The sequence below is a fragment of the Anabaena sp. AL93 genome (assembly GCF_001672085.1).
GTDB lineage: Bacteria > Cyanobacteriota > Cyanobacteriia > Cyanobacteriales > Nostocaceae > Dolichospermum > Dolichospermum heterosporum.
On the sequence record NZ_LJOU01000076.1, the window covers coordinates 1 to 11,682 of the forward strand.

Consider the following 11,682-nt stretch of genomic DNA (forward strand, 5'->3'; position numbering starts at 1 on the left):
GCTAGGGTGTACACACAAGTTATCGAATCACCATTATTCCTCAAATTACCCCACCCTAACCCTCCCCTTGTAAAGGGGAGGGAACTGGATTTTTATTGTTTCCCCCCAAAGCATCGGCTAGGGTGTACACACAAGTTATCGAATCACCATTATTCCTCAAATTACCCCACCCTAACCCTCCCCTTGTAAAGGGGAGGGAACTGGATTTTTATTGTTTCCCCCCAAAGCATCGGGGGGATTAAGGGGGGTAATTTAACTTGTGTGTACACGATAGCCTTTTAGGAGAGGGCTAGTACCGCAAGGCGGAAGTCAAAAGTCAAAAGTCAAAAGTCAAAATGAAGACAGTATAGGCTTTTGGAGGATTTAGAATGGTTGGTTTATTTATGCCGTTTTGTAAGTAGTGAGACGGAATTAATTACACAATGTTATTGTGTTGGCGTAGCGTGGCGTTAGCCATGTGGAACGAAGTGAAATGAAGCAATTCCAAGGGTTGTGATTGCTTCCCTTCCGTCGCAATGACCGTAAATATTTTTGTCCAATTACTTACTAGGGAGAGGTAGGGAAGGGGGGTTAGGTTTCTGGAGATTATCGGTTTCATCTAATACTTTTCAAACAACCTCTTAGATGTAACAAGATCCCCGACTTCTTAAAGAAGTCGGGGATCTGATTTAGATGATAGTAGAACCGGGAAGTTCTGTAACTGGTGGTTCTCCCCAAGTTTCAATTTGGTTGAATGTATGTTTACTTAATGGATAAAACCTGATACTATCTTCAGAAGATTTTATTTGTTTGCGGAGTCTTTTTTGCAATTCACTATATTTGGTTTGACTAAGAATACATTCAAAGACTGAATATTGAACTCTTTGACCATATCCTTCTAATAAATCAGAGACTTTTTTACGTCTTTTGTCACAAGTAATGTCGTATACTATTACATACAATAACATTACCGGATTTGATAAGGTTTATATAGTTTACTTGGCTGGTAAACAAAATCTTTGAAAGCCTTGATTTGCTGTGTCATTAAATCCCAACGTGGTTGTTTCTCTCCTTCAGAATTTTGGACTTCTTCTTCTAGTCGTTGCAAGAAATACTTAATATATTTAGGTCTTCCCGAATTATTTAAGTAGCAACCGCTATCATGATATTCAAAATCATTGTCAATGTTCATGATTTTGGTATTGACTAACCACAGTACCAAAGAATCAATAATTGGGGCGCGAAACTCTTCAATTAAATCAGAAGTTAATGCTGCATGGCGTTCTGTTCCTTGATGTAAACAAGCATAATAGGGGTCTAATCCTTGGAGTTCAATTAGTGTTAGTAGATGATTCCATAAAATTTGATAACCAAAACTAAGCATGGCATTTACTGGGTTTCCTGGGGGACGACGACTGCGAGCTAAAAAGACAAAATCAGGATTATTTAAACATTCCCCAAAAGCGTTAAAATATTGTGCAGCACCAGCACCTTCTAAACCCATTAAACGCTCGATAGTTTCTGCTTCCCCGGCTTTTTGCGCTAATACTTCTAAACTTTTAATGGTAATTTCAGCGGTTTGGGAGGGATTACGGCGTTGCTGACGTTGTAAAAAGGTGCGACTATTTTTTAATTTGGCTTGAATAATTGTTCTAGCTGCTATCAATTTATCAATTGCTGTTAACTCTTGTTGATAACGAGATAGGCGACGATAACCACGCTCAATTGGCATTAATCTTCCATAACAGTATCCCATCCGAGATAAATAGGCAATGGGTATATCTCGCCAAAGACAGGTACGAATGGCTTGGGTGGTAATTTGTGATTTACCAAAGATTAATATTTGTTCTAAGTAGGTGAGCGTTGAAAATTGTCGTTATGGCAAGGCAAAAGGCAAGAGGCAAGAGGCAAGAGTGAAAAGGGTTTGGGCGATTTTACATTTCTTTACACAGTTTGGTTTTATTGTGTTCACCTACTTAGTAGTGGTAATTGAACTTCACCATGTACTATTTCTCCTTGTTTAACTATTAAGGTTTCAGCTTTGAGGCTAATATAACAACCTTGGCGAGAAACATAAAGTGTTCGCATATATATAAACTAAAGATTATGTTATTCTGAGATTTATGATTAATCTTTTGTGATTTGTGACTGTTGGGACATGATTTCTGCTATCATGGTTTTGATTTGGGATGGTTGTAAAAAACGTACAACTCTATCTCCGGCTGTGGCATTTGCAAAGGTGGCGATGGTAACTAAGATAGTATTGATAATTACTGCTGCTAGTCCTAAAGGTGCTATTAGCAAAATAATCAGTGTAATTGTCCCATTGAGAAATGCAACGGCTAAGTTCCGCACTAAGGCAGCACGATTAGAAATATACATGGTTTAGTTGGGATTCGGTATTAATTGTACTTTTTTAAGTTAAATCACACAGAAAATTTATACAAGTGATTTTATGCGAATGACGAATTTATTTATTGGTGATGATTTGTTAGCGGCGGGGTCAGGTCAATGGCGGAAATGCTGATGTTTCCGTTAACCCCGCCGATGTCTCTCTGTATAAGGGTTTCAGGGTTTTTTATTGCCTGGTTATTTTCGGAAAGTAGCCGCCAATTGATACCCCGTCGCAAATGGCATCTAGACATTAGGCACTGTATGGGTTTAGAATGACGGGTATCGCTTCTTTTATAGGAAGTGGAATTAATGGAAACAATCAAACCATCAAGATTCGCCCATATTGACATACTAGGATTGTCATCGCTTCTTTTATAGGAAGTGGAATTAATGGAAACCTTCATTTTCTGCTCTGTTGTCAGGCTTACTCCAGCTATCGCTTCTTTTATAGGAAGTGGAATTAATGGAAACAGGAAATAAATTATGTATATATTCCCAGTATTCATCTAGATCGCTTCTTTTATAGGAAGTGGAATTAATGGAAACTTTACTAAGGTAACGCACATATCTATCTTTAGGAATAATCGCTTCTTTTATAGGAAGTGGAATTAATGGAAACACTTCTTCTATTAAACCAGTGTCTTCATCTTCTACATTGACATCGCTTCTTTTATAGGAAGTGGAATTAATGGAAACTTGTTCCACCATACAGCAGGAGAAGTGATTCCCATTATCGCTTCTTTTATAGGAAGTGGAATTAATGGAAACCATGGATCTCGGATACAGCTACGAAGATGCCTAATCGCTTCTTTTATAGGAAGTGGAATTAATGGAAACTCTACCTTTGTCCACAACATACCAAAGTGTTTATAAGTCATGTTATCGCTTCTTTTATAGGAAGTGGAATTAATGGAAACAAGGTTGATGCAAGCAGGCATCAACCCCTTTTAGTTATCGCTTCTTTTATAGGAAGTGGAATTAATGGAAACTGAACAGCTTCAGCAGCTTTAAACATCAGCTTGCTAATTTGATCTATCGCTTCTTTTATAGGAAGTGGAATTAATGGAAACTTCTTTCAGAAGGTGTGTTGCTATGCAACTAGAATACTAATCGCTTCTTTTATAGGAAGTGGAATTAATGGAAACAGGAATATCAGCCCGTCCACAACCCCAAGCACCGTATCGCTTCTTTTATAGGAAGTGGAATTAATGGAAACTTGAGTAATGACGCGACCATCATATTGAACATCATTCTATCGCTTCTTTTATAGGAAGTGGAATTAATGGAAACACATTTTTAGTATTCTCTATTTCTTTTTTAAGCTGCATCGCTTCTTTTATAGGAAGTGGAATTAATGGAAACATTCTCGCTTTATAGTTCCTTGCATGATTATTTATCGCTAATCGCTTCTTTTATAGGAAGTGGAATTAATGGAAACCATCAAAGCAGCAACGGCACACTGGGTTCTAGTCCAGTAGATCGCTTCTTTTATAGGAAGTGGAATTAATGGAAACGATTGACGATGGTTTCAGATAAATTCCCAGTAGATCCATAATCGCTTCTTTTATAGGAAGTGGAATTAATGGAAACGATTAACTAAAAAGTTTAGATTTTGAGCACTCTTCATATCGCTTCTTTTATAGGAAGTGGAATTAATGGAAACTAGAACTCAGCGTGAGTGTGCAAATGTCTGATCTCTTCATCGCTTCTTTTATAGGAAGTGGAATTAATGGAAACGTTTGGGGTCAATACCTGCTAGTAAGGGACTGATTTTAGGATCGGTTCTTTTATAGGAAGTGGAATTAATGGAAACCCTTGTACAATAACAGGTTGTTTGCTTTCACCCAAACTAATCGCTTCTTTTATAGGAAGTGGAATCAAGATATGAGATCCCCGACTTCTTAAAGAAGTCGGGGATCTTTGGGTTTAGGATATTTTAAATTTCCTCATTCGCATGAGAAGTATTGAATAATCACAAAATTGAGATTATGTTGTTACACGAGATGTAAACAATATAATCAGATTGGTGGGGGAAATTCTACAATGTCAGAACAAAATAAAGATCAAGATCAAGAAATTTTACGTCAATATCTTGATTCAATTAAGGAAGAAGAAGAACGTAAAAAAGCACAAAATTTAGCACGCCTTTCTAGATTAAATATAGGGATTGCTGTTTTCCTTTCTCTGCTCATTCCCATTGGTGGATATTGTTATACCCGACGGTGGAAAGCAGTTCTATGGCTTATGTGTGGTGGGGCTTTAATAGGAGTAGTAGTTGCTGGAAGTTCTCGTAATAGTGAAGAAGCTATGGCACGAGCTTTTGGTATAGGATCAGTTGCGGGGACAATTATTGCTCCTATTGATAATGCTTTGGCTATTTCTCGCGCGAAAAAACAGGTTGAAGAATTAAGTAAATAATGTAGTTTTTAATTGTCAATTTTTGGAAATTCCAGGAAGTTCACTATGCAGATTTTTAGTAATTTTATCCGCAATTCTCTAGTTACTGTTATTAACACGGCAACAAAAGCATCTATTAGACAAGACCAAAAAGACGGTAAATGTGGGAATGAGCCAGAGATTTATTATGGTTTATGTTGTTTGGGTATAATTGGTTTAGGTGTCGCAAATGAAGGCAAATAGAATATTAAAATTAATCATTTAATTAGATCCCAGATCCCAGATCCCAGATCCCCGACTTCTTTAAGAAGTCGGGGATCTTTTCTTTTCAATCATCGAGTAGTAGTTTTTTGAAGTCAGTAGAATTAGGTAAATTATGATCTAGCAAAAATTGTTGATAAATTGATTCTGACTCGATTTGCGTTTTGATATATTCTATTTTGGGAAGTGTTCCTGGTCGTAATCCTGCATATTCTAAATAGCTAGAAAATTCCCATTCTCCAGGATGGTTTACTATTCCGGCTTTTACTGGATTGAGGTGAATATAGCGAGAAAGATTGACAAGATATTCAGTTTCTTGGATGTGAATACTTTGAAACCGTCCCTGAAATAATACCCCCGAACGGTTAAACCGTTTATTAATTGCCTTTGTGTAAGCAAGAGAGAGAGATTTCATGGCATCAGATAGGGTTTCATTTCTCAGATATACCAATAAATGATAATGATTAGGCATTAAACAGTAAGCAACAATATCTACTACATTTTTAATAAGATGTTCCTTTAGTAACCGGAGAAAATAAATATAATTCTCACGTTCAAAGAAAATATCTTGACGATTGTTACCACGATTATAAATATGATAAAAGTTACCACTTTGCCAGGGAGTTTTTCTTTGGGGCATAAATAAAAATATGGGATATTCAAATTTAATAAAATTTTACCAGATATCCGAGTTCCCAGATCCCTGAGTTCCCAGATCCCCGACTTCTTAAAGAAGTCGGGGATCTAATGTCGGGGATCTAATATCTATAAACATTCACAATGTCTTCACCGATTTGTTTTAATTTATTAACTAATGATTTTGGTTTTATTACCTTCACTCCTCCTTTAAAACCAAGAATCCAGCGCAAAAGTTCCACATCATCTAAAGACCATTGAGGTAATATGACTTGAAACCGATGAGGATAGTTTTTATTTTCTGTTTTATCAAGACAAAAAATAGATTTAGGCAAAGTTAATCTCTTACCTGTGATTGGTAGAGACATTTTCATCTGTTGTGGAGGAAATCGTTTAGTTCCTTCGGCAACAAATCTAAAAAGTTCATTATTAAACCACAATTCAATAGTAGTACACACTAGAGAACGTTCTTTTTTATTAATACTCAGAAATCGTTGTTGTTGGTGGGGATTGTAACCTAAAAAGATTCCTGCACTGGCTTTAGATAGTTTTTGTAACTTTTTTAAGGAATTTTCTTGTTCTTGTCGAGAACGCACTTTTGTTAGCAGTTTACCAATAAATAATCTATCTAATCGTTCAAAACGAAATAAGCCATGATATTCACCGGATACACATTCATAACCCAAATACCAAGCTGTGTTAGAAAAAACAATTTGTAATGCGGGTCAATCATGCTACGATTAGCGATCGCTCGTACCGGATAAATATCACTGACTCCCAAGCGACTTTGTGCCATGCGAGTAGCAAAGGTTTCATAAATTTCCAGTGCTATCGGGTCATTGAGACTTTGTGCTTGAGACTGGAGAACTTGAAACACCTGAGTTAATTCTAGTGCTGATAAAATTGCCGTTCCCGCAAAATAACCGTCTCGCATAGAAAAATTATGTAATATTTTATATGGTTTAAGGACTTTTTCAATATCTTTACGGACAGAATCTAAAGTATTACCATCAATAGTCTCATATTCTTGCAGTGCGGACAGTAAAGTTTTTAAACTTCCTTGTCCAGAATTGGATAAAAACGGATGATGTAAGATGAACCTAATAGTTTGCAATAATCTCTGAAACGCTGGTAAATCTGAGTAGGGATGAGTTACCACAGCAACGGAAACGGTCAGAGAAACAGCGCCAGGGGAGATAGGGAGATGGGAAGGTGAAGAGATAGAATTAACACCAATGAGGGAATTTTGCTGCAACCATAGTAAATTAGAGGCGATCGCAATTTCATCTGCATAGATATTCCCATACAATTGGCTGATACAAGCGGTGATTTCTTCTAGTGAACTGGTAAATTGAGGGATTTTACCCAAAATGCTGGCTAATAAACTGGGATGAGTTGCTTGTAGATTACCAATTCCCGGATAGTTAATGATCAAGGAAATTAGATACATTAATCGCTCAAAATCCAGCAATTTACTGTAAGCATGAAAAGTAATTTGACTATTACGGTTAGTGCGGTTGATTAGAGTTCGAGAAAGCTGTTGAATTTGGGTAGAGATTTGGTGAAAGTTGAACTTTGGGGACGTGACATCAACTTCCTTAACTGCTGCAAACCCTTCAGCGGCCATTGGTGGAAAATCTTGCAGCCATTGGTGCATACTCTCAATTACCATCTCTGGAACTTGACGAGTGCGCTGTTGATTCCATCCTTTACAAGTTAGCAAAGGGGTTTTTAAGTACCACCCCATCCATAAAACCGGGGAAGCGACGACTAATTTTAACTTTTCTAATAAATCCAATCGCCACGCACGCTTGGCATTAGTGGCATCATAGACTACAGCATTATTTTGAGCCAATGCTGCTGTGATCTGAGAAATTACTGCTGCTTCTATATCTATCCAATCACCCTGAATAGTGGTATCCCCATAAAGTTCTTGACGAATAACATCAGTAGAGACAATGCGATAATTCCCCAACTTAGCTAACTCATTAGCGAAAGTGGACTTACCGCTACCAGGGACACCGATCAGGATGTGACAGATGGGAGGAGTAGACATTTTCTTCGATCCTCAATAAAACTTATTTTATATTGTCTGCATTTAACAAACCTCAAAGTCTAGTGTTTTCAAGCGAATCACGAATTTATTACCACATTGCCCCAGTAAATTTCGTCATTCGCATGAACAGTAGTTTACATCCAGTTTTTTGCTGATAATATAAAAACACAACACAAATCAGTAAATATTCACAGATTGCAAACAGCAGTCAAATTTGTTGATATATCTTCAAATATGACAATATGAGCTTAAAATTATCGGCGAAAACTTAGTGATTTGTGACAAAACCTGTTGAGTTTTCTAACTAATTTTTACAAACTATCTTTTTTGAACACAGTATAACTTTCAGCGTGTATGTTAAAAAGTAAGCATAACAAGGAGATACAGAATCCGTGACTCAATATACTGCTATCACCTTCGCACCTGTTCAAGGGTTTATCGAAAAATCCCGTAAACTTCGGGACTTATATGGTGCATCTCTGATTCTGTCTTATCTGAGTCAGCAGCTAGTTTTGTCTGTTGAGAACAACGGATTAACAGTAATTTCTCCAGCAATACCTAATTTACAAAAAGGGATGCCTAATCGTATTCTGATTAAAGGAGAAATGAGTAAAAAAGATGCAGAAAAAATATTACTTTCTGCATGGAAAGAGATGTTAAAAGTTTGTCGAACTTGGATAGAGGAAAAATTACCTCCACCTGAATTTGAATATCACTGGGAACGTGAGTGGACGCTTTGGGGTGGTCATACTTGGGAAATATTTCACGGAACTGGTTGCTGTATTGAAGCAGCAATGGAGGATCTAGAAACTAATAAATTATCCCGTGGTTGGAGTGCTGTTAATTGGATTGGTGAGAGTTCTAGCTTAACAGGTACAGATGGTATTGCTTTTCCTGGTTTGGGTTCTGAATATCGTAATCCTAAAACTTTAGATTATGGTGATGAAGATAAGCAAATTAAAGATTTTTATGAAAAATTAGCGCGAAAATTAGATAATTGTCCACCTGGCAAAATCCCAGAAGGTAAATATATTGCACCTAATGAAAAATTGAGTATTCCTGAATTGGTAAAACGGTTAGTTACCTTACCAGAAATAGCAGATTTAATTAGTAAAGATAAACCAGATGATGAGAAATTAGGAAAACTCAAAAGTTTTCGAGAAATTGACAGAAAACCAACCGCAACTACTTCTGGACAATGGACAGGATGGTTTATGGGAGATGGTGACAAAGTTGGCGAACATTTAAAGCAATTAGCAGATGAAAATAAAGATGGTTCAAGCATTAAAGAATTTAGTGATAAAATTAGAAAATGGGGTCAAAAATTTGAAAAAGAATTTCCTAAAGAATTAGGTAATATAGCTAATTCTATTAGTATACAAGATTCATCACAAGAGCGTCTATTTCCTAAACAGTTAGGAAGAATAGTTTATGCAGGAGGTGATGATTTTCTTGGAATGATTTATAATCCCATCTTTAAGAAGAAATTTCATAGACAGATACCTGGTTTTATTGCTTATAAATGGCTACTTACATTAAACGATAAATGGCATAAAGATGAACCAGGTATTAACGTAAGTGTGGGTTTTGTTTGGGTCGCGGGTAGTGTACCCCAGCGAGATGTTTTACAACATTGTCGGGAAGCGGAAAAAGTAGCCAAATCTTTAGAGAGAGATAGGGTGACAATTCGCGTGGTTTTTAATAGCGGTCAATATGTGCAGTGGACTTGTCCTTGGGATTATTTGGATATTTTGATGAAGTATCGAGATAGGGATGGGAAAACATTTTATGAATGGGAATGTAAGGGGAGAAAGAAAGAAGATTTTCCTAACTGGAGTCATGTTTATAATGATTTAGCAACATTGAAGTTTAGACGCGGTTTTAGTGCTAGTGAAAGTACATTAACAAGAATAATACCCACTCAATTATTAAATATTTATTTTCCACATCAAGGTCAAAAATTGCTAGATGATGATTTAGCTAAACATCTTGTTGGCTTTAATGAAGAAGATGGTATCTGTGAAAGAAATAAATTAATCGTTGAATGGATAGATAATTTAATTCAGATTGGATGGTATTTATGTTCAAGTATTTAATTTGTATCAGTCCTTTGGGTTTTATGTATGGTAGTGCAGGAGCATTCTTATCACCTGAAAATTTAGTTGGTCGTTCCGGTGCTAAATTTCCTCCTGAAGCTGCGACATTATCAGGATTATTCTTCAGAGTTAATCAAGAACAAAAGTTATGGGATGACAAAAAATTAAGTGATGAATTATATGTAGCGGGTCCTTTTTGGGGAGAATGGAATAAACCAGAATCTTTTTATGTACCAATACCTTGGAATAAAATTATAGGTAAGTATGAGTCTACAGAATGGAAACTTAAAAATACACCAAACAGTAATAAAACTAAATGGCATAGAGATAATAAGGAGTTAGAACCTGAATATCAATGGCAAAGAATTAATTTTTGGAATGAACCTGCGGAGGATATTCTGAGTAACAAATATGCTAAAACAGCACCTTGGAAGTTTGTTCCTATCTTACATCCTAGAATTGTAAAAGATGAAAGATGTACTTTTCCTGAAGATGGTTTATTTCTAGAATATGCTGTACAAATAGACCCAGAATATTGCTTAGTCTATTTATCTACTCATTCTTTACCAGAAGGTTGGTATAAATTTGGAGGTGAAAATCATTTGGTTGAAATCAAGAGTGAACCCATTGATAAGAGTCGAATTTTACATTTTTTAAATCAAAAAATAAAAGATAAATTTGCATTAATTACACCTGGTGTATGGGGTTCAAATCGTTTATCTCAACGGTTTCCAGAAAACGCCTTTTCCAGCAACCCTGAGAATATTAAAATGCTAACTGATAAACCTGTTCCTTATCGTTACAGAGTTGGTGATAAAAGGACAAAACAAGGAAGGTTAGGAAGAGGACGGTATTCTGTTCCTGCTGGAAGTGTTTATGTTTTAGATAAACCAATTAATAAACCTTGGTGGGAATGGGATGAAAAATGGTTTCCCAAGGAAGGTTTTAGCCTCAAAAAAATGGGCTGTGGTTTGTGTTTACCAATAGATATTTAATTCAAGGAGTTACCAAAATGTTTAAAAAATCTTACGGAATTATCAAGACTTTATCACCGCTTCATGTTGGCGCAAGTGCAGGAGAAGAAAGCGGAAATTTAAACTTAATTTTTCGAGATCAATTTACTAATACAGGTATTATTCCCGGTAGTTCTATTCGTGGTCGGTTACGTTCAGAAATGCGTGATTCTCAAGGGGAAGATCAAGCTAATTACTGGTATGGAAATGAAGGAGAAACAGGAAAAGCCAATAGTACAACAGAATCTATAGTTAAAATTGAATACGCTTCTATAGTTTGGATTCCTGTTTTTTGTCCTGGTCAACCTATAGTTTGGATAAGCTGTCCACGCTTATTAAAACGTTATCAAAGAATAGTAGGTAATTTTAATTCTGAACTATTAGAAATTGATCCAGAAGAATTAGTTTACACAGGATCAAGCAACTTAAAAACTTTATCCATAGATGAAGAAAATAAGTTATTTTTTAATTTTGGTTTTTTAACCATTGAATCAACTAATAATTTATCTATGTGGTTTCCTTCAAAAGAAGAATTACCCGCAGTAGTAGTTGCTGATGATGAAATAGGAATGATTCATGATATGGCTTTATATCGTCAAAGTCGAGCAGTGTTAGATAAAAATGAGAAAAAGGTTAAAAACTTTTTTAATACTGAAGGACTACCAGAGGAAACAATTTTAGTTTTTCCCATAGCAGTAAAAGAGGATAAAACAAATGAAAATAACCAAGAAAATCAACAATTAGAAACATGGAAATCACTTATTAATACATACAGTGATGAACTATATCTAGGTGGACTAGAATCTATTGGTTTTGGACATTGTACTTTAAATATCGAAGGAGTATAAAA

General features: G+C 35.9%; 11 protein-coding genes and 1 CRISPR repeat array. Of the genes, 5 read left to right on the plus strand and 6 right to left on the minus strand.

The window, feature by feature from the left end:
* Positions 1–668: 668 nt before the first annotated feature.
* The 3 genes from cas2 to csx18 all read right to left on the minus strand — a co-directional run bounded on the left by cas2 (position 669) and on the right by csx18 (position 2,361).
* A complete protein-coding gene (gene cas2 / locus AN486_RS18700) occupies positions 669–947 on the minus strand; it encodes a CRISPR-associated endonuclease Cas2 (protein ID WP_190381925.1) in 279 nt (92 codons plus the stop codon).
* Positions 947–1,822 carry a CRISPR-associated endonuclease Cas1 gene (gene cas1 / locus AN486_RS18705; RefSeq protein ID WP_367142453.1) on the minus strand — a complete coding sequence of 292 codons (876 nt, stop codon included), beginning with the start codon at positions 1,820–1,822 and terminating at the stop codon, positions 947–949. Before cas1 ends, cas2 begins: the two co-directional genes overlap by 1 nt.
* Before the next feature lie 284 nt (positions 1,823–2,106).
* Entirely contained in the window at positions 2,107–2,361 is a 255-nt protein-coding gene (gene csx18 / locus AN486_RS18710) for a CRISPR-associated protein Csx18 (protein ID WP_039203187.1), read from the minus strand.
* Positions 2,362–2,654: 293 nt separating this feature from the next.
* A CRISPR array of direct repeats spans positions 2,655–4,261; the repeat unit is 36 nt; unit sequence ATCGCTTCTTTTATAGGAAGTGGAATTAATGGAAAC.
* A 155-nt stretch (positions 4,262–4,416) separates the two neighbouring features.
* Between csx18 and AN486_RS18715 the strand changes: the two genes are divergently transcribed.
* The gene (locus AN486_RS18715) at positions 4,417–4,791 is read left to right on the plus strand and encodes a hypothetical protein (RefSeq protein ID WP_290601991.1); all 375 of its coding nucleotides are present in this window, start codon (positions 4,417–4,419) and stop codon (positions 4,789–4,791) included.
* Positions 4,792–4,836: 45 nt separating this feature from the next.
* The gene (locus AN486_RS18720) at positions 4,837–5,013 is read left to right on the plus strand and encodes a hypothetical protein (RefSeq protein ID WP_290601993.1); all 177 of its coding nucleotides are present in this window, start codon (positions 4,837–4,839) and stop codon (positions 5,011–5,013) included.
* An 85-nt stretch (positions 5,014–5,098) separates the two neighbouring features.
* Here the strand turns inward: AN486_RS18720 and AN486_RS18725 are convergent, their stop codons facing one another.
* The 3 genes from AN486_RS18725 to AN486_RS18735 form a co-directional block, all read right to left on the minus strand.
* On the minus strand, positions 5,099–5,671 hold the full coding sequence (locus AN486_RS18725) for a transposase (RefSeq protein ID WP_290601995.1): 573 nt from the start codon (positions 5,669–5,671) through the stop codon (positions 5,099–5,101).
* 118 nt (positions 5,672–5,789) lie between these two features.
* Positions 5,790–6,353, minus strand: coding sequence for a WYL domain-containing protein (locus AN486_RS18730; protein ID WP_290601997.1), 564 nt, complete (start codon positions 6,351–6,353; stop codon positions 5,790–5,792).
* Entirely contained in the window at positions 6,296–7,723 is a 1,428-nt protein-coding gene (locus tag AN486_RS18735; RefSeq protein WP_290601999.1) for an ATP-binding protein, read from the minus strand. Before AN486_RS18735 ends, AN486_RS18730 begins: the two co-directional genes overlap by 58 nt.
* Positions 7,724–8,115: 392 nt before the next feature.
* On the opposite strand from AN486_RS18735, the gene AN486_RS18740 reads away from it, so the two are divergent.
* Genes AN486_RS18740 through cmr4 form a run of 3 tightly spaced genes read left to right on the plus strand, consistent with a single transcriptional unit; the run spans position 8,116 to position 11,680 of the window.
* Complete coding sequence (locus tag AN486_RS18740; protein ID WP_290602001.1) at positions 8,116–9,819, plus strand: type III-B CRISPR-associated protein Cas10/Cmr2; 1,704 nt, start codon at positions 8,116–8,118, stop codon at positions 9,817–9,819.
* Complete coding sequence (locus AN486_RS18745) at positions 9,804–10,814, plus strand: type III-B CRISPR module-associated Cmr3 family protein (RefSeq protein WP_039202332.1); 1,011 nt, start codon at positions 9,804–9,806, stop codon at positions 10,812–10,814. Before AN486_RS18740 ends, AN486_RS18745 begins: the two co-directional genes overlap by 16 nt.
* Before the next feature lie 17 nt (positions 10,815–10,831).
* A complete protein-coding gene (cmr4, locus tag AN486_RS18750; RefSeq protein ID WP_039202341.1) occupies positions 10,832–11,680 on the plus strand; it encodes a type III-B CRISPR module RAMP protein Cmr4 in 849 nt (282 codons plus the stop codon).
* Positions 11,681–11,682 lie beyond the last annotated feature (2 nt).

Coding starts and splice junctions, on each gene's coding strand:
- AN486_RS18745 (WP_039202332.1), top strand. CDS start 9,804: ATGTTCAAGTATTTAATTTGTATCAGTCCTTTGGGTTTTATGTATGGT.
- cas2 (WP_190381925.1), bottom strand. CDS start 947: ATGTTATTGTATGTAATAGTATACGACATTACTTGTGACAAAAGACGT.
- AN486_RS18720 (WP_290601993.1), top strand. CDS start 4,837: ATGCAGATTTTTAGTAATTTTATCCGCAATTCTCTAGTTACTGTTATT.
- AN486_RS18735 (WP_290601999.1), bottom strand. CDS start 7,723: ATGTCTACTCCTCCCATCTGTCACATCCTGATCGGTGTCCCTGGTAGC.
- AN486_RS18725 (WP_290601995.1), bottom strand. CDS start 5,671: ATGCCCCAAAGAAAAACTCCCTGGCAAAGTGGTAACTTTTATCATATT.
- csx18 (WP_039203187.1), bottom strand. CDS start 2,361: ATGTATATTTCTAATCGTGCTGCCTTAGTGCGGAACTTAGCCGTTGCA.
- cmr4 (WP_039202341.1), top strand. CDS start 10,832: ATGTTTAAAAAATCTTACGGAATTATCAAGACTTTATCACCGCTTCAT.
- AN486_RS18715 (WP_290601991.1), top strand. CDS start 4,417: ATGTCAGAACAAAATAAAGATCAAGATCAAGAAATTTTACGTCAATAT.